The sequence below is a fragment of the Stappia stellulata DSM 5886 genome, assembly GCF_000423705.1.
Taxonomy (GTDB): Bacteria; Pseudomonadota; Alphaproteobacteria; order Rhizobiales; family Stappiaceae; genus Stappia; species Stappia stellulata.
Genome location: NZ_AUIM01000011.1, coordinates 244,552 through 267,312, shown reverse-complemented (window position 1 = coordinate 267,312; position 22,761 = coordinate 244,552). Strand labels below are relative to the sequence as shown.

20 protein-coding genes are annotated in these 22,761 nt (G+C 63.8%); 10 read left to right on the top strand and 10 right to left on the bottom strand.

Features of this window, described 5'->3' with window-relative positions:
• Positions 1–12: 12 nt before the first annotated feature.
• On the bottom strand, positions 13–2,295 hold the full coding sequence (locus tag G572_RS0108760; protein ID WP_029058144.1) for an NADP-dependent malic enzyme: 2,283 nt from the start codon (positions 2,293–2,295) through the stop codon (positions 13–15).
• A gap of 193 nt (positions 2,296–2,488) precedes the next feature.
• On the opposite strand from G572_RS0108760, the gene mutS reads away from it, so the two are divergent.
• A complete protein-coding gene (gene mutS, locus G572_RS23180) occupies positions 2,489–5,251 on the top strand; it encodes a DNA mismatch repair protein MutS (RefSeq protein ID WP_425423424.1) in 2,763 nt (920 codons plus the stop codon).
• A gap of 12 nt (positions 5,252–5,263) precedes the next feature.
• Here mutS and G572_RS0108750 read toward each other — a convergent pair whose 3' ends face one another.
• Positions 5,264–6,175, bottom strand: a complete 912-nt coding sequence (locus tag G572_RS0108750) for a methylated-DNA--[protein]-cysteine S-methyltransferase (RefSeq protein ID WP_037546272.1) — start codon at positions 6,173–6,175, stop codon at positions 5,264–5,266.
• A 166-nt stretch (positions 6,176–6,341) separates the two neighbouring features.
• Here G572_RS0108750 and G572_RS23175 point away from each other — a divergent pair, with 166 nt between their 5' ends.
• A complete protein-coding gene (locus G572_RS23175) occupies positions 6,342–8,303 on the top strand; it encodes a VHL beta domain-containing protein (protein WP_037546270.1) in 1,962 nt (653 codons plus the stop codon).
• Between the two features lie 18 nt (positions 8,304–8,321).
• Here G572_RS23175 and G572_RS0108735 read toward each other — a convergent pair whose 3' ends face one another.
• Positions 8,322–8,792: a DUF2244 domain-containing protein gene (locus G572_RS0108735; RefSeq protein WP_051242115.1), complete on the bottom strand. Its 471-nt coding sequence runs from the start codon at positions 8,790–8,792 to the stop codon at positions 8,322–8,324.
• A gap of 145 nt (positions 8,793–8,937) precedes the next feature.
• On the opposite strand from G572_RS0108735, the gene nth reads away from it, so the two are divergent.
• Positions 8,938–9,648 carry an endonuclease III gene (nth, locus tag G572_RS0108730; protein WP_425423428.1) on the top strand — a complete coding sequence of 237 codons (711 nt, stop codon included), beginning with the start codon at positions 8,938–8,940 and terminating at the stop codon, positions 9,646–9,648.
• Positions 9,649–9,744: 96 nt separating this feature from the next.
• Here nth and irrA read toward each other — a convergent pair whose 3' ends face one another.
• A complete protein-coding gene (gene irrA, locus G572_RS0108725) occupies positions 9,745–10,164 on the bottom strand; it encodes an iron response transcriptional regulator IrrA (RefSeq protein WP_029058140.1) in 420 nt (139 codons plus the stop codon).
• Between the two features lie 472 nt (positions 10,165–10,636).
• Here irrA and fabA point away from each other — a divergent pair, with 472 nt between their 5' ends.
• The 3 genes from fabA to fabI all read left to right on the top strand — a co-directional run bounded on the left by fabA (position 10,637) and on the right by fabI (position 13,444).
• Positions 10,637–11,146 (top strand): 3-hydroxyacyl-[acyl-carrier-protein] dehydratase FabA, encoded by a 510-nt coding sequence (fabA, locus tag G572_RS0108720; RefSeq protein WP_029058139.1) that lies wholly within the window; start codon positions 10,637–10,639, stop codon positions 11,144–11,146.
• A 233-nt stretch (positions 11,147–11,379) separates the two neighbouring features.
• Positions 11,380–12,603, top strand: coding sequence for a beta-ketoacyl-ACP synthase I (gene fabB / locus G572_RS0108715; RefSeq protein WP_029058138.1), 1,224 nt, complete (start codon positions 11,380–11,382; stop codon positions 12,601–12,603).
• Between the two features lie 10 nt (positions 12,604–12,613).
• Positions 12,614–13,444, top strand: a complete 831-nt coding sequence (gene fabI / locus G572_RS0108710; protein WP_029058137.1) for an enoyl-ACP reductase FabI — start codon at positions 12,614–12,616, stop codon at positions 13,442–13,444.
• 72 nt (positions 13,445–13,516) lie between these two features.
• Here fabI and G572_RS0108705 read toward each other — a convergent pair whose 3' ends face one another.
• Complete coding sequence (locus G572_RS0108705; RefSeq protein ID WP_051242038.1) at positions 13,517–14,053, bottom strand: SH3 domain-containing protein; 537 nt, start codon at positions 14,051–14,053, stop codon at positions 13,517–13,519.
• Between the two features lie 259 nt (positions 14,054–14,312).
• Between G572_RS0108705 and G572_RS0108700 the strand changes: the two genes are divergently transcribed.
• The gene (locus G572_RS0108700) at positions 14,313–15,299 is read left to right on the top strand and encodes a 2-hydroxyacid dehydrogenase (RefSeq protein ID WP_029058135.1); all 987 of its coding nucleotides are present in this window, start codon (positions 14,313–14,315) and stop codon (positions 15,297–15,299) included.
• 99 nt (positions 15,300–15,398) lie between these two features.
• Here G572_RS0108700 and dnaQ read toward each other — a convergent pair whose 3' ends face one another.
• From dnaQ to G572_RS0108675, 5 genes are all read right to left on the bottom strand, one after another.
• On the bottom strand, positions 15,399–16,106 hold the full coding sequence (gene dnaQ, locus G572_RS0108695) for a DNA polymerase III subunit epsilon (RefSeq protein ID WP_029058134.1): 708 nt from the start codon (positions 16,104–16,106) through the stop codon (positions 15,399–15,401).
• Positions 16,107–16,237: 131 nt separating this feature from the next.
• A complete protein-coding gene (gene coaE, locus G572_RS0108690; RefSeq protein ID WP_029058133.1) occupies positions 16,238–16,825 on the bottom strand; it encodes a dephospho-CoA kinase in 588 nt (195 codons plus the stop codon).
• Positions 16,822–17,661 (bottom strand): shikimate dehydrogenase, encoded by an 840-nt coding sequence (locus tag G572_RS0108685; RefSeq protein ID WP_029058132.1) that lies wholly within the window; start codon positions 17,659–17,661, stop codon positions 16,822–16,824. The genes coaE and G572_RS0108685 overlap by 4 nt, the downstream gene beginning before the upstream one ends.
• The gene (locus G572_RS0108680; RefSeq protein ID WP_208979080.1) at positions 17,658–18,257 is read right to left on the bottom strand and encodes a Maf-like protein; all 600 of its coding nucleotides are present in this window, start codon (positions 18,255–18,257) and stop codon (positions 17,658–17,660) included. The genes G572_RS0108685 and G572_RS0108680 overlap by 4 nt, the downstream gene beginning before the upstream one ends.
• Before the next feature lie 64 nt (positions 18,258–18,321).
• On the bottom strand, positions 18,322–19,173 hold the full coding sequence (locus G572_RS0108675; RefSeq protein WP_084649964.1) for a pyruvate, water dikinase regulatory protein: 852 nt from the start codon (positions 19,171–19,173) through the stop codon (positions 18,322–18,324).
• Positions 19,174–19,605: 432 nt separating this feature from the next.
• Here G572_RS0108675 and hemE point away from each other — a divergent pair, with 432 nt between their 5' ends.
• The 3 genes from hemE (at position 19,606) to rho (ending at position 22,657) form a co-directional block, all read left to right on the top strand.
• Positions 19,606–20,652 (top strand): uroporphyrinogen decarboxylase, encoded by a 1,047-nt coding sequence (gene hemE / locus G572_RS0108670; RefSeq protein WP_281168757.1) that lies wholly within the window; start codon positions 19,606–19,608, stop codon positions 20,650–20,652.
• A 7-nt stretch (positions 20,653–20,659) separates the two neighbouring features.
• Positions 20,660–21,085 (top strand): protoporphyrinogen oxidase HemJ, encoded by a 426-nt coding sequence (gene hemJ, locus G572_RS0108665; protein WP_029058128.1) that lies wholly within the window; start codon positions 20,660–20,662, stop codon positions 21,083–21,085.
• A gap of 306 nt (positions 21,086–21,391) precedes the next feature.
• Entirely contained in the window at positions 21,392–22,657 is a 1,266-nt protein-coding gene (rho, locus tag G572_RS0108660) for a transcription termination factor Rho (RefSeq protein ID WP_029058127.1), read from the top strand.
• The last annotated feature ends 104 nt before the right edge of the window (positions 22,658–22,761 follow it).

The following is a 22,761-nucleotide window of genomic DNA, read 5'->3' as shown; positions in this document are numbered from 1 at the left end:
GGGACAGATGGCTCACGTCACATTATACGCGGCAATCGCCGCCATGTTGACGATGTCGCTGTCCTTGGCACCGATGGGCAGGATCTGCACCGGCTTGTCGAGACCGACGAGCAGCGGGCCGATCACGGTCGAACCGCCCAGCTCCTGCAGCATCTTGGTGGAGATGGAAGCGGAGTGGAACGCCGGCATGATCAGCACATTGGCCGGACCCGTCAGGCGACAGAACGGATAGGCGCCCATCTTGTCCATGTTGAGCGCGACATCCGCGCCCATCTCGCCATCGTACTCGAAATCCACCCGGCGCCGGTCGAGGATCTTCACCGCCTCGATCACCTTTTCCGACCGCTCGCCGCGCGGATGGCCGAAGGTGGAATAGGCGAGCATCGCGACGCGCGGCTCATAGCCGAGCCGGCGCGCGACATGGGCGGCCTCTTCCGCGATGTCGGCCAGTTCCTCCGAGGTCGGCATGTCGATCACGGCGGTATCGGCAACCAGCACCGTGCGCCCCCGGCACAGCGCCAGCGAAACGCCGATCACCCGGTGCCCGGGCTTTGTGTCGATCACGTTGCGCACGGTGTCGAGCGCCACGGAGTAATTGCGGGTCAGGCCCGTCACCATGGCATCCGCATCGCCGCGCGCGACCATGATCGCGCCCCAGTAGTTGCGGTCGTTGTTCACGAGCCGCTGGCAGTCGCGCTGCAGGTAGCCGCGCCGCTGCAGCCGACCGTAGAGAAACTCGGCATAGTCGCTGTTGCGGTTGGACAAACGCGCGTTGTGGACCGAGATGCCGGCACGCTCGATGTCGATGCCGGCCCCGATCGCCGCCTCGCGGATCTCGTCCTCACGGCCGATCAGGATCGCCTCGCCAAGGCCCTGGGCAACGAAGCTTGCCGCCGCGCGAATGACCGGTTCCTCCTCGCCTTCGGCGAAGACCACGCGCTTGGGCTGCTGGCGCACCTTGGAGAAGATCCGCTGCAGGGTGCCGGCGACGGGATCGCGGCGTGCCGACAGCTGGTGATGATAGGCCTCCATGTCGACGATGGGGCGGCGGGCGACGCCCGTGTCCATCGCCGCCTGCGCCACCGCCGGCGGAATCGTCGAGATCAACCGCGGATCGAAGGGGACGGGGATGATGTACTCGGGTCCGAACTTCGGCCGCGAACCGCGATAGGCGGCGGCGACCTCGTCGGGCACTTCTTCGCGGGCGAGCTTGGCCAGCGCTTCGGCGCAGGCCACCTTCATCGCGTCGTTGATGGTGGTTGCCTGAACATCCAGCGCGCCGCGGAAGATATAAGGAAAGCCCAGGACGTTGTTGACCTGGTTGGGATAATCGGAACGCCCCGTGGCGACGATGGCGTCGTCGCGAACGCGATGAGCCTCTTCCGGCGTGATTTCCGGGTCCGGATTGGCCATGGCGAAGATCACCGGGTTCGGTGCCATCACCCGGAGCATGTCCTCGGTGAGCGCGCCCTTGACCGACACGCCGAGGAAGACGTCCGCGCCCTTCAGCGCGTCATAAAGGCTGCGCGCCTCCGTCTCCACCGCATGGGCGGACTTCCACTGGTTCATCCCCTCGGTGCGGCCCTTGTAGATCACGCCCTTGGTGTCGCAGAGGATGATATTGTCGTGCGGCACGCCCATGGCCTTGGCGAGCTCGATGCAGGCAATGCCGGCAGCACCGGCGCCGTTGCAGACGATGCGCGTGTCCGCCGGCGTGCGGCCGGTCAGATGCATGGCGTTGATCAGGCCGGCGACGGCGATGATCGCCGTTCCGTGCTGGTCGTCGTGAAAGACGGGAATGTCCATCAGTTCGCGCAGGCGCTGCTCGATGATGAAACAGTCCGGCGCCTTGATGTCCTCAAGGTTGATGCCGCCGAAGGAGGGCCCCAGATAGCGCACGGCGTTGACGAAGGCATCGACGTCCTCGGTGTCGACCTCCAGATCGATGCTGTCGACATCGGCGAAGCGCTTGAACAGCACCGCCTTGCCTTCCATCACCGGCTTGGAGGCGAGCGCGCCGAGATTGCCCAGACCGAGGATCGCGGTTCCGTTGGAAATCACCGCGACCAGATTGCCGCGCGTGGTGTAGTCGAAGGCGCGCGAAGGGTCTTCCGCGATGGCAAGCACCGGCACGGCGACGCCGGGCGAATAGGCCAGCGACAGGTCGCGCTGGGTGGCCATGGGCTTGGTCGGCGTGATCTCCAGCTTGCCCGGGCGACCCTGCTGGTGAAACTGCAGCGCCTCCTGTTCCGTGAAGCTCACATTGCTCTTGCCCGATTTGTCCGTCGTCGGCATATAGCCCTCCAATTGCGCTGCCGCCCGTGAGAGCGGGGGCAGACATTATCCCCTGCAAATACTGCACTCAACCCGCCATGGGGTCGCCTCGGGCTGAAACCCTTCCGCCGATTTGCTAAACCGCGCTAGAACGTCCTCACCAGAGGCAAAGGGTGGATGCGACACCCGCTACCCGAACACGAAGGTCGCGAGCATGGTCGAAGAGGCAGGCGAACCCCGGACCGGCAAGGATGCGGCACCGACGCGCGCGCAGGCCCCCCTGGCGCAGCCGACGCCGATGATGGCGCAATACATCGAGATCAAGACCGCCAATCCGGACTGCCTGCTGTTCTACCGCATGGGCGACTTCTACGAACTGTTTTTCCAGGACGCGGAAGATGCCTCGCGCGCGCTCGGTATCACGTTGACCAAGCGCGGCAAGCACCTGGGCGAGGATATCCCCATGTGCGGCGTGCCGGTGCATGCGGCCGACGACTATCTTCAAAAACTGATAGCGCTGGGCTTTCGGGTCGCCGTTTGCGAACAGACCGAGGATCCGGCCGAAGCGAAAAAACGCGGCGCAAAGTCGGTTGTGCGCCGCGAGGTCGTGCGGCTGGTCACGCCCGGCACGCTCACCGAAGAGCGACTGCTGGAGGCGTCACGCAACAATTTTCTGCTGGCGCTGGCGCGCAATCGCGGTGGATCGCTCGATGACGACACCGCCTATGCGCTTGCCTGGGTCGATATCTCCACCGGGGCCTTCAAGGTGGCGAGCAGCGAGGGCGCCCGTCTTGCCGCCGATCTCGCCCGCATCGACCCGCGTGAGATCGTCGTCGCCGACACCCTGCTCGACGACCCCGCCCTGCGCGCGTTGCTTGAGGAAAGCCCGGCGTCGCTCTCGCCCGTGCCGCGCAGCCTGTTCGACGGGGCGACCGCCGCCGACCGCCTGGCGCATTACTACGGCGTCGCGACGCTGGAGGCCTTCGGCCAGTTTTCGCGACTGGAAACGACGGCCGCCGCCGGCGCGCTTGCCTATGTGGAAAAGACCCAGTTCGGCGACCGCGCGCCGCTTGACCCGCCGGCCCGCGAAGGCGCCGGCGCGCGCATGCTTATCGACCCGGCGACGCGCGCCAATCTGGAACTCATGCGCACGCTGTCGGGCGAACGCGGCGGATCGCTGCTGTCGGTGATTGACCGCACCGTGTCCGGCGCCGGCTCCAGGCTTTTGGCATCGCGGCTTGCAAGTCCGCTGACAGACGTTGCGGAAATCCGTCGCCGACAGGACGCCGTCGCCCGTTTTCACGCCGACACCTATCTGCGCGAACGGCTGCGGGCCCAGTTGAAGCAGGTGCCGGACATGGCCCGCGCACTGTCGCGCATTTCGCTCAACCGGGGCGGTCCGCGCGATCTTCTGGCGCTGGCCCAGGGCCTTCAGGCCGCGCTCGAGATTGCCGGACTTGTCCCGCGCGACGACACCGGCCGGCTGGAAGAAGAAGAACTCGATGCGGCCCTGACGCGCATCGACGCGGCGCCGCGCGATCTATGCGCGGACCTTGCCCGGGCACTGAAGGACGATCTGCCGCTTCTCGCCCGCGACGGCAATTTCATCGCGGAAGGCTATATCGGAGAGCTGGACGAATTGCGCCGGCTCAGGGACGACAGCCGCAAGGTGATCGCGCAGCTTCAGGGCAGCCTTTGCGAGGAACTCGCGGTCCGGGCGCTGAAGATCAAGCACAACAATGTGCTCGGCTGGTTCATCGAGGTGCCGGCGGCTCATGCCGACAAGCTCACCGGCGATCCGGCGCGCTTCATTCATCGCCAGACCATGGCCGGTGCCATGCGCTTCACCACACCGGATCTGGCGGATCTGGAAAGCCGCATCGCCAATGCGGCGGGCCGCGCGCTGGCGCTCGAGACGGCCGCCTTCGAACGGCTGTGCGACGATGTCATCGCGCGCGGCGATGCGATCAAGGGGGTTGCCGACGGTCTCTCGGTCCTCGACGTTGCCGCCGCCCTTGCCGAGCTTGCAGAGGAAGACAATCACACCCGACCGCTGGTCGATGACAGTCTCGCCTTCGACATTTCGGGCGGGCGGCATCCCGTGGTGGAGCGGGCGCTGAAGCAATCGAGCGGCGAAGGCTTCGTCGCCAATGACGCCGACCTCGGCCCGGGCGAGGGCGAGGACGGCGGGCGGATCTGGCTAATCACCGGCCCGAACATGGCCGGCAAGTCGACCTTCCTGCGCCAGAACGCACTGATCGCGGTTCTCGCACAGATGGGGGCCTTCGTCCCCGCAGCCCATGCCCATATCGGCATCGTCGACCGGCTGTTCTCCCGCGTCGGTGCGGCCGACGATCTGGCACGCGGACGCTCCACCTTCATGGTGGAAATGGTGGAGACCGCCGCCATCCTCAATCAGGCGGGCCAGCGGGCGCTCGTCATCCTGGACGAGATCGGGCGCGGCACCTCGACCTTCGACGGACTGTCGATTGCCTGGGCGGCGATCGAGCATCTGCATGAGACCAACAAGGCGCGCGCGCTCTTCGCCACCCACTATCACGAGCTTACGGCGCTTTCGGCGCGCCTGCCGCGCCTGTCGAACGCCACCGTGCGCGTCAAGGAGTGGGAAGGCGAAGTCGTTTTCCTGCATGAGATCGTCGCAGGCGCGGCCGACCGCTCCTACGGAATCCAGGTGGCGAAACTCGCCGGCCTGCCGACGCAGGTGATCGAGCGTGCCCGCGCCGTTCTGGCGCAACTGGAGGAACAGGACCGGCGCACGCCCGGCAAGCAGGCAATCGACGACCTGCCGCTGTTTGCCGCCGCGCCGGTCGCCGCCCCGGCTCCGGCTGTCCGGGACCGCGATGTCCTGGCTGAGGCGCTTGCCGAGCTCGATCCCGACGATATGACGCCGCGCGATGCGCTCGAGGCGCTTTACCGGCTCAAGCGCGCGGCCGCCACGGCGTCCGGACCGCGATAGGGACGGCTGTTCTCAACGGCTGGCTGCACCGCCCCCGACCAGTCCTGTTTCCCATCCGAGGATTGCCCGCTTGCGGGTCAGCCCCCAGTGGTAGCCGCACAGCCCGCCACCGCTGCCCAGCACCCGATGACAGGGCACCACGAAGGACACCGGATTGCGCCCGACGGCGCGTCCGACCGCGCGGGCGGCCTTGGGTTTGCCGAGGCCTTCGGCAATCCGGGCATAGGTCGTCGCCGCACCGACGGGAATGCGCAGCAGCGCCTCCCAGACGCGGATCTCGAAATCCGTCCCGATCATGACGACGCGCAGCGGCGTTTCCGCCGACCAGCTTGCCGGATCGAACACGCGCCGCGCGACGGGAGCGGTGACCGCGAGGTCCTCCACATAGTCCGCGGCCGGCCAGCGCGCGCGCATGTCGTCGAGCGCCTCCGCCTCGCCGCCGGGATCGCAAAAGGCCAGACCGGCAAGACCGTGTTCGGTCGCCATCACCAGCGCGATGCCGAAGGGGGACGGATGAAATCCGTAGCGAAGCGTGACGCCCGCCCCCCTGGCCCGGTAGACGCCGGGCGTCATCGCCTCGTGGGTGACGAAGAGATCGTGCAGGCGCGCCGGGCCGGACAGGCCGACCTCATAGCTCGTTTCAAGCACCGTCGCGGAGCTCTTCAGCAACGCCCGGGCATGATCGAGCGTCACCGCCTGCAGGAACTGCTTCGGGGTCAGTCCGGCCCAGCGCGAAAACACCCGCTGCAGCTGGATCGGCTGCACGCCGGCCTCCGCGGCGAGTTCCTCCAGCTGCGGCTGGTCGCGCCAGCGCTCGGTGATCGCCTGCAAGGTCCGGCGCACCACGTCATAGTCGTCGAGGTCCTGGCCCGATGGCAGGGCGGCGGGAGACGTCAGGGCAATGGCTGGGCCGGTCGCGGTCATGGCAAGTCACCTTCATTGTCGGTGCCGTGACACTATCGCCCGAACGGTCGCGCCCGCCACCCGATTTGCGAGCGTGGGCGGACGGACTTCGTCTTGCTTCGGCCAAAAACCCGCGCCACTGTTGCAGCAACGGTCCCGACCCGAAACCGACGAGATGACACCGCCAATGCCCATCCGGCCCTCTTCCACAATCCGCCGCCGCCTGTTTGCAGCCGCCCTTGCCGTCACGCTGATCGCCGCGCCCAACGCCGGCACCGCCGAAACCCGCATTGTCTCGCTGAAAAGCACCATTGAGGGCGTGACGGTCGACAGCGTGAAGAGCGGGACCACCGCGCTGAAGCAGGTCGGGCGCGGGTCGGGGATCCTCTTCGCGGAAGCGGGACGCGAGAACAAGGCCTTCACCTGCGAGCAGGAGCTGACCCTCGGTCTGTCGGACGGGCGGTCGCTGACCAGGACCTACGATCTTTGCGCGATCAACTACGTCGTCAGCGTTTCGGCGGACGATCTTGCTGCCAGAGGCAAACCCGAAACGCGCATCCAGCGCAAGCTGGTGATGATCCAGACCGATGACGACACCGCCATTCGCGACGTCGCCATCGACGGCGCGGCCGTCAAGGTGCGCCGGCGGTCGAAGGCGCGCGTGTTCGTCGAGGTCGCCGGCGATCCCGACAACGCCGGCCAGATCGCCTGCCGCAGGTCGTTGCGGCTGGTGCTCGCAGACGGCCGCATTCTGGAAGACGATGTCGACATTTGCGGCGACTGGAAGGTGACGGTGGATTCCTCGGCAACCCTCGCCCGTGGCTCCGCGCGCGGCGTGCGCCAGGCGGTGCCCTCGGGCCAGGGTCCGGCGGCTCCGCCGCTTGCCGGCGGCGTGCGGCGGCCGGAGACCAGCCTTCGCGGCAGCGCCGAGGACACGCCCTCCGCCACGACGCGGTCCGGGGACACAAGGTCGGGATCACGGACCCGGACGGGCGAGACCGACGCCCTGGCGCGCGACGCGAGCGAAACCGATCCGCGATCCTTGCAAGGGACCCTCCGATCGGCGGAAATCCCGTTGTTTGAGGACCGCACATGGTATGTCGAGCGCGCTGGCGGAGAAAGCCTGGCCCTGGTCTACGGCATTCGCGAGACCGACGACCGCGGCTTTCTGGCGACCTGCCGCCCCGGTTCGGGGGAAATCGACTTCATCACGCAGACCACCGTCGACCGGCTTGCCCCGGGCGGCACGGCCTCCGTCACACTGTCCGCCCGCGACCAGACGCGCTCCTACACCGCGCGCGGCTCGTCCGCGAACACGCAAAGCGGACAACCGGACGCCGTTGTCTCGCTGCGCGCGACCGATCCGATCTGGACCGCACTGATCCGGGGCTCGACCCTGTCCGTCAACGTCGAGGGCAGTCCGGCCTATCGCGTATCGCTTTCGGGAAGCGCAGGCCCGGTCGGTCGGTTCCGCGAGGCCTGCGCCGTTCCCCGGCCGGAGGCTGTCGCCTCCGCGCCCCGTCGCTCCTCCGGCGTCTCGGACACGGATCCGCGCGGCCGGCCAAGTTGCCGGGAGGAGGGCTTTATCACCTCGGTCGCCAGCGACCGCCCCGCCACGCTGATCTTTCGCAACGAACGCCGCCGTCCGATTGTCGTGCACTGGCTCGATTTCAACGGCGAGCGGCAAAGCCAGGCCCGGGTTCCTGCAGGCGGCGAAATGGTGCAACCGACGCTCATCGGTCACCCCTGGCTCGTCACCACCCCGCGCGGCGACTGCCTCGGCATCTATCTGCCACGGGACCGGTCGCGCGTCGTGACGATCTCACCGGGTCGTGCGCCTGCGCGCCTTCCCGAACCCAACTATGTCGCGCCCATCGCTCCGGCCCCGCTTTTTCCCGGTCCGGGTGGCGATCTGGTCGAGATCAGCTACGACTGCGACAGCGGCGCGTATCTGGCGGTGACCATCGACAACACCCGCCGTGTCGCCATCGTTCGGGAGTCCGGCCTGTCTCCGGTGACGCTTGCAGACCGGTCGAACAACGCCGACCTCTATTATGCCCAGCGCGGATACGTTCTGTCGGGCGCGGGAAACCGGGTGACATGGAAACGGCCCGGGGCAGCGCCCCAGTCCTGTCGCGTCTTCAACTGACGGCGGGCGCTGCCCGGATCACGAGGCAAGCGGCGCGGGAAACGGTCCGCCGGCCTTGGCCGTCGCGACCGCCTGACGAAACGCACCGGCAAAGCTGGTGCGGTCGTCGGGGTTGAGGAACCCGCCGACGTCGACGGATTGCCCGCGCGCCTTGATGGTGATGCGCACCACGCCCTCGTCGTCTTCCTCGCGCACCAGAAGCCGCGCCCAGAACGGGTTGAAGCGGTAGCAGGAGCGCCGCCCGCCGGCACTGACCTTCAAAATGGTGATCTCGGTGCGCGACACGCTGACCTGCTCATAGGCCCGCGCGGCCTTGTAGTTCCAGCGAAACGCCAGAAAGATCAGCAGAATATCGAGGCCCAGGAATCCGAAGACCGGCCAGGCGCCCAGCGCCAGGAAAACCAGGCCGGAGACAAGGCAAATGGCGCAAACGACCAGCATGAGCACGCGAAAGCCGTTCGCCCCCAACGACCGATAGGGCGTGAGCATGGCCGCGAAGAACGGCGGGTCGTCGACCCGCGCGTCGCCGCCGCCGTCCGCAAGGGTACGATCTGTTTTCGGATTGCCGCTCGTCATGATGCAACAGTATAGAGAAGCCATGAGCGAGAACCAGAGCGATCCCGTGAAAACACCTATGGCATCGACACCTGCGGGGAAGAAATCCGCGACGGCGCCGAAACCCAAGCGCACACTGAAACGGCCGCGTTACACGAAGGCCGAGATCCATGCGATCTTCGCGCGCTTTCATGCCGCGAACCCCGAGCCGACCGGCGAGCTGCATTACGTCAATCCCTACACGCTGCTGGTGGCGGTTGCCCTGTCGGCACAGGCGACCGACGTCGGCGTCAACAAGGCAACGCGGCCGCTGTTCGAAACCGTCGACACCCCGGAAAAAATGCTGGCGCTCGGTGAGGACGCGCTGCGCGAGGCAATCAGGACGATCGGCCTCTACAAGACCAAGGCCAAGAACGTGATCGCGCTGTCACGGATGCTGGTGGACGACTACGACGGGGAGGTCCCGCGCGACCGGGCGGCGCTGGAGCGGCTGCCGGGTGTGGGTCGCAAGACCGCCAACGTCGTCCTGAACATCGCTTTCGGCCAACCGACGATCGCTGTCGACACGCATCTCTTCCGGCTCGGCAACCGGATCGGCCTTGCTCCCGGAAAAACACCGCTGGAGGTGGAGATATCGCTGGAGAAGGCGGTGCCGGCGGACTTCCTGCTGCACGCCCATCACTGGCTGATCCTGCATGGACGCTACATCTGCAAGGCCCGCAAGCCGGAATGCGAGAAATGCCTGATCGCGGATCTGTGCAAGAGCCCGGAAAACACGCAGCGCCGATGACGCATGGCGCGGCATTCGTGCCCTGCCGGTGCGGGTCGAAACGCAAGAGATCGAAAAAGAACGAAATCCTCGCCGTCGAACAGTCGGGGCCCGCGTCTACTGCTTTCGACGCAGCCGCACGACCACGTCGACCCGCACGATTTCCATGCCGTCGGGCGCTTCCGGAAGACGGGCCATCGAGACGCCCGAACCGGGAATGTCGATCACCTGGTTGTCGCCTTCGATGAAGAAGTGATGGTGATCGTCGGTGTTGGTGTCGAAATAGGTCTTTGTGCCCTCGACCGCGACCTCGCGCAAAAGGCCGGCCTGGGTAAACTGATGCAGGGTGTTGTAGACGGTCGCGAGCGACACCGGCACATGTGCGGCCTCGGCTTCCTCATGCAGGAGTTCCGCCGAGATGTGACGGTTGCCGCGGGAGTACAGGAGTTCGGCCAGCGCCACGCGCTGACGCGTCGGACGCAGTCCCGCCACCCGAAGCATGTCCCGAACTTCGCGCTGTCCCTCGATCTCGCTCACTCTGCCTCGCTTGCTGTCTGGGCGTCTCGCGGACTGCCAACGTCAGGGTGGACCGCAGGTTGTCCGGCCGCCCCGTCTGTCGACATCATGCCATCCTGTGCATATTGCGCAAGCTGCACGATCTCGCGCGCGCTTGCGCAAGGCGTTCGCGGCCCTTTGCCGTATCAGGACCGGCGAATGCCCGCTGGGCAATCCGACCGCACGTCAGTCGCAGATTTCTGCCACAAACCCCGCGCGTTTTGCAAGTCCTGCAGCATGGCACGACACGCGCCCGCCACCGGCCTGCACCGAAGCGGTCCGGGCGAAAATCGGGGGTCGAAGCGGAAAACGCTGTCGGAACGCAGATTTCTCGGTTGGCGGCGGGCTTTCGGAGCGCAGGGGGCTATGTTAGTAAGCGCTCCATAATCTAGACTTCGCCCGTCCGTCGTTTCCTCGTGACGGGATCGAAGCATCCATAACCTGCGGGAAGAATATGAACGTGCGGCAATCGAGCTACTCCTACGACGAATTGCTTGCCTGCGGACGCGGCGAGACATTTGGCCCCGGCAACGCGCAATTGCCGCTTCCTCCGATGCTGATGTTCGACCGGATCACGGAGATATCCGAGACCGGCGGCGAACACGGCCTTGGATGCGTGCGCGCCGAACTCGACGTAAAATCCGACCTGTGGTTCTTCGCATGTCACTTCCAGGGCGATCCGGTCATGCCCGGGTGCCTGGGGCTCGACGCAATGTGGCAGATGACCGGCTTTTTCCTTGGCTGGCTCGGAGAGCCGGGCAAGGGCCGCGCGATCTCCACTGGCGAAATCCGCTTTTCCAAGATGGTCACGCCGGACGTGAAGCTTGTGGAATACGGCATCGACATCAAGAAACTGCGCCGCGGGCGTCTGGTGCTCGGCATTGCCGACGGCTGGCTCAAGGCCGATGGCGAAACCATCTACAAGGCCAAGGATCTGCGCGTGGGTCTTTTCAAGACCGACTGAGCCTTGCAGCTCACCACCGATTGATCCCCCGCGCCGCGGTCCCTATCTGCGGGGGGGGCGGCGCGACGTTTCGCCGCGAGCACCGGCGACCCCGAATGCGGCTCGAACGGTCAACGAATTCGACAGGTTTCGAACCGGAAATCTCCCTGAACGGAGGCCATCCGGTTCGGCAAGGAAGACAGGGCCAATCGCGATCAGAGGCGAGGACGGTCCGAAACAGACGGGAGACCGCGATGAGGCGGGTGGTTATAACCGGACTGGGCATCATTTCGTCGATCGGCAATTCGGCGGAAGAAGTCACCAAAAGCCTGCGCGACGGCACATCCGGCATTTGCGCGGCGCCGGACTACACCGAACACGGCTTCCGCAGCCAGGTGCACGGCATGCCGAACATCGATCTGGCGGCCGAGATCGACAAGCGCCAGCTGCGCTTCATGGGCGACGGCGCGGCCTACAATTACCTCGCCATGCAACAGGCGATCGCCGACAGCGGGCTTGAAGACACCGAGGTGTCCCATCCGCGCACCGGCATCGTGATGGGATCCGGCGGCCCGTCGACCAAGAACCTGTTCCAGGCGCACAAGATCGTCATCGAGAAGGGGTCTCCCAAACGCATGGGACCCTTCATGGTTACGCGCGGCATGAGTTCGACCAATTCCGCCTGCATTGCGACGCCCTTCAAGATCAAGGGCATCAACTATTCCATCACCTCCGCCTGTTCGACCTCGGCGCATTGCATCGGCGCGGGCACCGAACAGATCCAGTTTGGCAAGCAGGACATCGTCTTCGCCGGCGGCGGCGAGGAACTCGACTGGACGCTGTCATGCCTGTTCGACGCGATGGGCGCCATGTCGTCGAAATACAATGACACGCCGACCACAGCCTCTCGGGCCTATGACGCAACCCGCGACGGCTTCGTCATCGCCGGCGGCGGCGGCGTGGTGGTGCTGGAAGAGCTGGAGCATGCCAAGGCCCGCGGCGCCAAGATTTACGCCGAGGTCACCGGCTATGCCGCCAATTCCGACGGCTACGACATGGTCGCACCGTCCGGAGAAGGCGGCGAGCGTTGCATGCGCCTTGCCATCGAGACGCTGGGCGAGCGGAAAGTGAACTACATCAACACCCATGGCACCTCCACGCCGGTCGGCGACATCGGCGAGATCGAGGCGATCCGCAAGGTGTTCGGCGACGACCAGCCGGTTGCCTCCTCCACCAAGTCGCTGACGGGTCACAGTCTCGGTGCCACCGGCGTGCATGAGGCAATCTACTGCCTGTTGATGCTGCAGAACGATTTCATCACCGCCTCCGCCAACATCACGGAACTCGACCCGGCACTCAGCCCCGACGAGATCGCGATGAAGCGGGTCGACAACGCGGGCCTCGATACGGTGCTTTCCAACAGTTTCGGTTTCGGAGGCACCAACGCCTCCCTCGCGCTGTCGCGCTATCACGGCTGAGGGGGCCAGAATGTCGGGAATCATGAAAGGCAAACGCGGCCTGGTGATGGGCGTGGCCAATGACCACTCCATCGCCTGGGGAATCGCCAAGACGCTTGCCGACCACGGCGCCGAGCTCGCCTTCACCTATCAGGGCGAGAATTTCGGGCGCCGGGTGAAGCCGCTGGCCGACAGCGTCGGTGCCGATCTGCTGCTGCCCTGCGACGTCGAGGACATCGAGACGGTCGATGCGGTCTTCGATACCCTCAGGGAAAAATGGGGCAAGATCGACTTCCTGGTGCACGCCATTGCCTTTTCCGACAAGTCGGAACTGCGCGGGCGCTACGCCGACACCTCGCGCGAGAACTTCACCCGCACCATGGTGATTTCCTGCTTCTCCTTCACCGAGGTCGCAAAACGCGCGGCAGCGATGATGAACGAGGGCGGCTCGATGATCACGCTGACCTACGGTGGCTCCAACCAGGTCATGCCCAACTACAATGTGATGGGCGTTGCCAAGGCGGCGCTGGAATCTTCCGTCCGCTATCTGGCGATGGATTTTGGACTGGACAATATTCGCGTCAACGCGATTTCGGCGGGACCGGTGCGCACATTGGCGGGATCGGGCGTTTCCGACGCGCGGGTGATGTTCAATTACCAGAAGCAGCATTCGCCGCTCGGCCGCACCGTCACCCACTATGAGGTCGGCGGCTCGGCGCTTTATCTGCTGTCGGATCTTTCGTCCGGCGTAACCGGCGAGATCCATTTCGTGGATTCCGGTTTCAGCACCGTGTCGATGCCGCGTCTCGATGCACTCAAAACCCAGGAAGCGCGGGCGCAGAAGATCGTCGAAGACGACTGATCATCCTCGTCTCCGGCCGCCACGCGCCGGTCGATGCGGCACCGTGCCTGCATCGACTGGTGCCCGGCGCGCTTACTCCACCGTTTCGTCGGGGTAAACGCCGAACAGGCGGGTCTGGTCGATCCAGCCGGAAAACCCGTCGCCCGACACTTCGCACCAACCTTGCCCGCATTCTCCGACCTCGCTCAGGACCTTGGGCGAAAGTTCGGCCACGATGCGTGCGTCCGAGCGCGGCTCCTGCCGGAGCGGCGTGACAATGTCGCTCTCCCAGGGCGTGACCAGAGCGGTCCGCCGACCGGTGAGCAGCGAGTGAAACACCCAGCCCTCCGAGCCTTCCCAATCGCGAATTCGGCGCCAGTTCTCGAATTCCTGAACGATCTCCACCGGAAGCCCGGCGCGCACGAAGGTCCAGCCGATGCGATGATCCCGGCTCGGTCCGACACGCACATTGACCCGATCCGATTTCAGGCTGACAAACCGCGGGACGGGAAAGCCGCTCGCGCCGACGGTTCCCGACTGGGCCAGGGACGGCCCCACGGCGACGGCGGCGAAAAGGCAGAGCGCGAGGAGGGACACGAGGCCGATCCTGCCGGCCGGGTGAAGTATCATTTCAATCGTTTCCTTTCTCCACGATGCACGCTGACCACCCTTACCAACACCGCCCGAATCGCACATTTTGATGGCATCCCGACAGGGCATCTCCCAAAAGCGGTCGCGATTGTGCCAAAATCAATCGGCTGCAATCCCTTGTTTTGACCGGACCATCTGGTAAGGAGAACGACAGCGTCGTGCCGTCCTGTGTGGAAAGGGCGCACTTTGGAGGATTCAGGGTTAAGGACCCCTCAATAAAGCGCGGAAGGCGAGGAGCATGCCGAAGAAGAAGCCGCTGGTCGTCGTGACACGCAAATTGCCGGACGTCGTGGAGACGCGCATGCGCGAACTCTTCGAAACCCGGCTCAACGATACGGATCGGCCGCTCAGCCAGGCAGAGCTGGTGGAGGCCGTCAAGACGGCCGACGTCGTCGTTCCGACCGTCACCGACCGCATCGATTCCGCCGTCCTGTCGCAAGCGGGTCCGAACCTCAGGCTCATCGCGAACTTCGGCAATGGCGTCGACAACATCGATGTCGTCACCGCCAACAATCGCGGCATCACCGTCACCAACACGCCGGGCGTTTTGACGGAAGACACCGCCGACATGACGATGGCGCTGATGCTCGGCGTGCCGCGCCGCATCGCCGAAGGCATCAAGGCGATGGAACACGGCGAATGGGCCGGATGGTCGCCGACCTGGATGCTGGGCCACCGCATCTGGGGCAAGCGGCTCGGCATCGTCGGCATGGGCCGCATCGGCCAGGCCGTCGCGCGGCGGGCAAAAGCCTTCGGCATGTCGATCCATTACCACAACCGCCGCCGGGTGCCGGAAGCGACCGAAGAAGCGCTCGAGGCGACCTATTGGGACAGTCTCGACCAGATGCTGGCGCGCATGGACGTGGTCTCGGTGCATTGCCCGCACACGCCCGCGACCTATCACCTTCTGTCGGCGCGCCGGCTGAAGCTGATGAAACCCGAAGCCTATCTCGTCAACACGGCCCGCGGCGAAGTGATCGACGAAGCGGCCCTTATCCGCCAGCTGGAAGCCGGTCAGCTGGCAGGCGCCGGCCTCGACGTGTTCGAACACGAGCCGGCGGTAAATCCCAAGCTCGTTGCCTCCGACAAGGTGGTGCTGCTGCCGCACATGGGTTCGGCCACCATCGAAGGACGCATCGACATGGGCGAAAAGGTCATCATCAACATCAAGACCTTCATGGACGGCCACCGTCCGCCGGATCGCGTTCTGCCGTCGATGCTTTGAGGCGAGGAAAACCGCCCGCGACCATTTTGGCGCCCGCGAAAGGATTCGCCTGCGGATCGATTCGCGGGCGTTTTCATTGACGAATAACCCGCAAAAGGCTCAGTCGGCGTCGTAGCGCCGCCAGAGCGCAGCCTCACCCATCTCGGAAACAAAGGCGCGATGCGCCTCGATCTCGGCATCGCTCAGCAGCGGAGGCAACGGTTGCGGGCGCGGGCGTGCCGGCACGCGCTTCCGCTTTGACTCGGACCCGGAATAATCCGTCTCATCCTCAACCGAAAGCGCAAGGCCTGCCTGCTTGCCGCCAATCAGCTCGATGTAGACTTCCGCCAGGATCTCGGAATCGAGCAGCGCGCCGTGCTTGGTCCGCCTGGAATTGTCGATCCTGTAGCGCGAGCACAACGCATCGAGCGAGGCGGGCGACCCGGGATGCTTGCGTCGTGCGATCGCCAGCGTGTCGAGCACCTGCTCATCCGGAAAGCGACCGAGTTCGAGCCGACCGAGCTCCATGTTGATGAAGCCCATGTCGAAAGCGGCATTGTGGATCACGAGCGTCGCATCGCCGACGAACTCCAGGAATTCCTGCACGATCTCGGCAAATTTCGGCTTGTCGGCCAGAAACTCCGCCGACAGGCCATGAACGTTGAAGGCCTCGATCGGCACGTCACGTTCGGGATTGAGATAGACGTGATAGGTCCGCCCCGTGGGAACGTGATTGATCAGCTCCACGCCGCCGATCTCGACAAGACGATCACCGTTTCGCGGATCGAGACCGGTGGTCTCCGTATCAAAGGCAATTTCACGACGCATGGCGGCAGATCTCTCTTGTTGATCCCGGGGGACGGTGCAGTCTCGACGCGCGAGGCGGAGCGCTCAAGCCGCGCAATGGTGGTCCACCGTTCATCCCCTGCTTATCCATATGACGGCGATTGGCGCTTCGTTCAGCCGAGAGCGGCAAGCGCGCGCAGAATGGCAGCCACGGTTCGCCGGGCATGGGCCTTTCCATGACCGGTATCCACAAGGAAGTGGGCGCGACGGCGCTTTTGCGCGTCGGGCATCTGTTTGGCCAGGATCGCGGCAAAAGTGTCTTCGCTCATACCAGGACGCGCCAGAACGCGGGACCGCTGAACCTCGGCGGACGCGGTGACGACAACACTGGCGTGAACGCGCGCCTCGCCGCCGGTCTCGAACAACAATGGAATATCAAGCACGGCAATGCGGGCACCGGCGGCTTTTGCCGTCTCAAGAAACGCTGTCTCCCGGGCATGCACGAGCGGATGAACGATCGTCTCCAGGCGCTTCATCTCATCGGGCTTTCCGATCACCCGCGCGCCAAGCGCCTTTCGGTCAACGACGCCCGCGACAACGGTCCCGGGAAAGGCGGCCTCGATCACGGGCGCGCCTTCGCTTCGGTAGAGGTCGTGGACGGCGGCATCCGCGTCGTAAACGGCCGCCCCCGCGCCGGCGAACATGGCCGCTGTCGTCGATTTTCCCATGCCGATGGAGCCGGTGAGGCCAACGACGATCACGAGGCCACCCCGAGATCGGCCAGAACGAGGTTCCGCAAGGCCTCGTCGACTTCGGGCCGCACGCCGAACCAGCGTTCAAACCCCGGAACGGCCTGATGAAGCAGCATGCCAAGACCGTCGACGGTCGGATTTCCCCGGTCGTGCGCCGCCTGCAGCAACGGCGTGACCAGGGGCGCATAGACGATATCGCTCACCAGCGCATCGACCGGCAGGGGAGACAGATCCAGATCGAGCGGCGGCTGGCCTTCCATGCCGAGCGATGTGGTGTTCACCACGAGATCAGATCTCCCCAGGATATCCGCAAGATAGTCCCAGGAAACGGCTTTTGCGACGGGGGCGAAACGATCCGCAAAATCCTGAGCTTTCGACAGCGTCCGATTGGCGACAAGCACCTTTTTCACACCCCGGGAGACAAGTGCCCAGACAATCGCACGTGCGGCACCGCCGGCCCCCAGCACAAGCGCCGTGTCGCACCGTCCAACCCAGCCGGGTGCATTCTGGTCCAGGTTTCCCAGAAACCCGAGACCATCGGTGTTGGCGCCCATCAGGCGACCGTTGTCGTCAAGCCAGAGCGTATTGGCCGCGCCCATTGCCTGGGCGGCATCGTCCAGAACATCGCAGCAGGCGGCGGCCACTTCCTTGTGCGGCACGGTGACATTGCAACCGACAAGGCCGCTCTTTGCGAATTCGCGGTAGAATGTCTCGGCGGTCGCAGGCTCGACCGCGACCCGCTCATAGGTCCCGTCGAGCCCGTGGCGCTTCAGCCAGTAACCGTGAATGAGCGGGGAGCGGGAATGGGCGACCGGATATCCGGTAATGGCGGCGCGGCGCGTCATGCCTCTATCGCCCCTTCCTCGCGCAACCTTCCTAGAAGGGAAAGGAGCGGAAGTCCGAGAACGGAAAAATAGTCGCCGTCGATTGTCTCGAAGAGCTGTACGCCCGGTCCCTCGAGCTGATAAGCGCCGACGCTCGTCAATACAGCATCGCCGACCTGCGCCAGATATCGGCCGACGAAGGCGGGCGAAAACGGCCGCATCGTCAACCGGACAGTACCGATATGGCGCCACAGCGTTTCGCCGTCGCGAACGACGACGACCGCCGAGTGAAGCTCGTGCCGCTTGCCGGACATGGCCAGGAGTTGGCGTCGCGCCGCCTCCATGTCCTCGGGCTTGGTCAAGCGCCCGCCTTCGAATTCAAGCACCTGATCAGCGCCGATCACAAAGGCGCCCGGATGCCGTTCGCTTACCGCCTGGGCCTTTGCTTCTGCAAGAACCTGGGCGATATCGGCCGGCGAAAAACCGCTTTTCAGGAGCGGGTCCTCAATCGCGCGTTCATCCACATCCGCAGGATCGACGGCAAAGCGCAGGCCGGCGTTGCGCAGGAGCTCACCGCGAATGCGGCTTCCGCTGGCAAGAACGAGTTCGGGCATGATCGGATCCAACAGGTCTGGATGACGGGGTCCGCATCGATACATGCGGACATTCGGTGAGGCGATATCAGGCAGTGGGCGACTTTTCCAGCGCACTCTTGTGCGCACGATAGAGGCTCATGATCTCCGCGGCGGTCTCTTCGATCGACCGCCGCGTCACATCGATGACGGGCCAGCCGCGCTCCGCGCACAGTTTGCGCGTGGCAGCGATTTCGCCTGCGATGGCACGACGATCGACATAGCTTTCATTGGCGAAACTCGCCGCATTCAGCGACAGGATCCGGTTCTGGCGAACCTGCTGGATACGCTCCACCGACGCGATAACGGCAACGACCATGGCCCGACGCACCTCGTCAAGCTGGTAGGGCAGCCTGATTTCCGGAACAATGGGAATGTTGGCGGCCTTGATCCCGCGATTTGCCAGATAGATGCAGGTTGGCGTCTTGGATGTCCGGCTGACGCCCAGAAGCACCACATCGGCTTCGTCCAGATCGTCGGGGATCTGGCCGTCGTCATGCATCATGGTGAAATTCAACGCGTCGATCCGGTGAAAATAGTCGGCATCGAGCGCATGTTGACCGCCAACCCGCCCGGTCAGTTGTACATTCAGATAGGACTGAAAGACGGAAAACACCGGCGACAGGATGTTGACACAGGGAATACCGAGCGCCCGGCCCGCTTTTTCCAGCCGTTCCGCCAGATCTGCGTCGACAAGCGTATAGAGGACAATGCCCGGAGCGTTCTCGATTTCCGCAATTGCCTGGTCGAGCTGGCGGAGGGATCGCATCAACGGATAGACGTGTTCAATCGCCTGCACGTCCTCATATTGCGCGGTCGCGGCGCGGGCAACCGTCATCAGCGTTTCGCCGGTGGAGTCTGAAACCATGTGCAAATGAAAGAAGTTACGGGTTTTTCCCAAGCTGTTATCCCCGTGTCATGCGTTTGGTGTTCATAAAGGGTCCCGGTCTGGGCATAAGTTTCACGATGCCCGCACACCATGCCCGAAGCGCAAAAACAATCAACAATTCACATGGACGAGGGCGCCGGACCCGAAAGCATCCGCTGGAGTGGGGACAAAGGATTTGTTCCAGAACCATCCCCAGAAAGGCCAGACGGGAATCAAAGGTTAACAAGAAGTTAACCATGACGCACCGGGTTGAAAAATTTATCGGAATCCGGGTTGTCACCGGTTGGCACGGGAATCTTTTCAGGCAAAACTCCTCGACAGCTTCGCCATGAATGAGTCATGTGGAGAGGTGTCGACAACCGGCAATCCCGGATGTCCACCGACAAACTAAAACAACAGAATCCAGATTCAGGATTCTTTTCTTTTTTTTAGAAGGGGGTGTTCGTGTCTCAGACAAGCTCGCGAAGAGTCATGCGTGTGCTCGAAGGAGATCGGCTGTGGCCGCCTCCCGTCTGGATGATGCGACAGGCCGGCAGGTATCTTCCTGAGTACCGTGAAGTTCGTTCAAAGACGGTTAATTTTTTGGAATTCTGTTACGACACGGACAAGGCAACGGAGGTCACGCTCCAGCCGATCCGACGGTACGGGTTCGATGCGGCAATCCTGTTCTCCGACATCTTCGTCGTGCCCGATGCTCTTGGATATCCCGTTCGCTTCGAGGAAGGACGCGGACCGGTGCTCGATCCGCTCAAGCGCGATCTGGTCGACAGGCTCGATCAGGGACGTGCGGAAGATCATCTCAATCCGGTGATCGAGACGGTAAGGCGCCTGAGGGCGGAGCTTCCGGACGAAACGACCCTTCTCGGCTTTTGCGGGGCCCCCTGGACGGTCGCCTGCTACTCGGTGGCGGGTCACACCACCCAGGACCAGGTTGCCGCGCGTGTGGGCGCCTATCGCGATCCGGACCTGATGCAGTCCTTCATCGACCAGTTGGTACCGGCGTCGATCCGTTATCTGATCCGCCAGTTCGAGGCGGGCGCCGATGCGGTTCAGGTGTTCGACACCTGGGCGGGCGTTCTGGATGATGCCGGTTTTGCCCGCTGGTCGATCGCGCCGACGAAGGCGATTGTCGCCGGCGTCAAGGCGGCCGTTCCCCATGCCAAGATCATCGGCTTCCCCAAGGCCTCGGCGGCCCGGTTGAAGACCTATATTGCGGAGACGGGTGTCGATGCGGTCGGTCTCGACTGGACGGTGCCGGCGAGCCTGGCGCAGGACGTCCAGAAGCTGGTGCCGGTGCAGGGCAATCTCGATCCTATGCGGCTGGTCGCCGGGGGGGCCGCGCTCGACGAGGGTGTCGATCAGGTTCTCAAGACGCTGGGCGACGGCCCGCTTGTTTTCAACCTCGGGCATGGTGTCACGCCGGACGCGGATCCGGACAATGTGCGCCGCATGATCGAACGCGTGCGCGCCACACCGGATCCAAGGGGCTGATCGCCACATGCTCTATCTCTGGCTCAAGGCGCTGCACATCATGTCGGTGATCGCCTGGATGGCGGCGCTGTTCTATTTGCCGCGCTTGTTCGTCTATCACGCGGAAACAGACACGGGGACGCAGCAAAGCGAAACGTTCAAGATCATGGAACGCCGTCTGTTGAAGGCGATCATGACGCCGGCAATGATCGCAACCTGGGTGTTCGGGCTCTGGGTGGCGTATGAGGGCGGGTTTTTTCGCGACGGCTGGTTTCACGCCAAGCTCGCGTTGGTGCTGGTGATGAGCGGATATCACGGATATCTCGCACGCTGTGTGCGGGTGTTTGCCGTCGACGGAAACACCCGCACACATCGCCATTACCGGTTCATCAATGAAGTGCCGACTTTGTTGATGGTCGCGATCGTCATTCTGGTGGTAATCAAACCGTTTTGAGGTCGTGTTCTGCAAATGCCGCAGGGTCCGACTTGTGTATGACTGAATTTCCCGTCATTTAATCGGCGGGAGGCGCAGAATCGCGCTTGCTCTTGCTCAATTAAAAATGTAGATTCCGGCAACCTCAAATCCATTGGGCATGGTCTCAGGGTTCATAACCGAACCCGTTTCGAGATCAGGCTGGTTCAAGAGACCGGCTTTCGACCCACGGAATCCCCAACTTTTCAGTCTTTCGGTTCACTTGCCCTGTCGTCGCATGCGGATCGTTTGCATCCAATCACTCCAGCAGAAGACTCTCCCTGGCCCATGCGGGAAATGAAACTCTCAGATCTCAAGATCAAAACACCGACCGAACTCCTTGCCTTTGCGGAGGAACATGCGGTCGAAAACGCGAGCACCATGCGCAAGCAGGAGCTCATGTTCGCGATATTGAAGCAACTGGCCACACAGGACGTCGATATTATCGGCGAGGGCGTCGTGGAGGTGCTTCAGGATGGTTTCGGGTTCCTGCGTTCGCCCGATGCCAATTATCTGCCTGGCCCGGATGATATTTATATTTCCCCATCCCAGATCCGGCGCTTTTCATTGCGCACAGGCGATACGGTCGAAGGGGAAATCCGCAGTCCGAAGGACGGAGAACGCTATTTCGCGCTTCTCAAGGTCAACAAGATCAACTTCGAGGATCCGGACAAGGCCCGCCACAAGGTTCATTTCGACAATCTGACGCCGCTCTATCCCGACGAGCGGCTCAAGATGGAAGTCGAACTCCCCAACGGCAAGGACTTTACGGCGCGGGTCATCGACCTCGTCGCGCCGCTCGGCAAGGGTCAGCGCGGGTTGATCACCGCGCCGCCGCGGACCGGCAAGACCGTTGTCCTGCAAAACATCGCCAAGGCGATCACCACCAATCATCCCGAGTGCTATCTTATCGTGCTGCTGATCGACGAGCGGCCGGAAGAAGTCACCGACATGCAGCGCACGGTCAATGGCGAGGTCGTGTCCTCGACTTTCGACGAGCCGGCGGTGCGTCACGTCCAGGTCGCGGAGATGGTCATCGAAAAGGCCAAGCGCCTCGTCGAACACGGTCGTGACGTGGTTATCCTCCTCGATTCCATCACCCGTCTCGGACGCGCCTACAACACCGTCGTTCCGTCTTCGGGCAAGGTGCTGACCGGTGGTGTCGATGCCAATGCCTTGCAGCGTCCCAAGCGCTTCTTCGGCGCGGCGCGCAACATCGAGGAGGGCGGTTCGCTGACGATCATTGCAACCGCGCTGATCGATACCGGCAGCCGCATGGACGAGGTCATCTTCGAGGAGTTCAAGGGAACCGGTAACTCCGAAATCATTCTCGACCGCAAGATCTCCGACAAGCGCGTGTTCCCGGCCATCGACATTCAGCGTTCCGGCACCCGCAAGGAAGAGCTCCTGGTCGATCCGGTCCAGCTCAAGAAGATGTTCGTCCTGCGCCGGATCCTCAATCCGATGGGAACGGTCGACGCCATCGAGTTCCTGCTCGACAAGCTGCGTCAGACCAAGTCGAACGACGATTTCTTCGACAGCATGAACACCTGACCGATTTCGATTGTCGCGGTCTGCGCGACGATGGATTCACGTGGAACACCCGCAAGCCGATCTTGCGGGTGTTTTGCTTTGTGTTTCACGTGAATCAGGTCGAT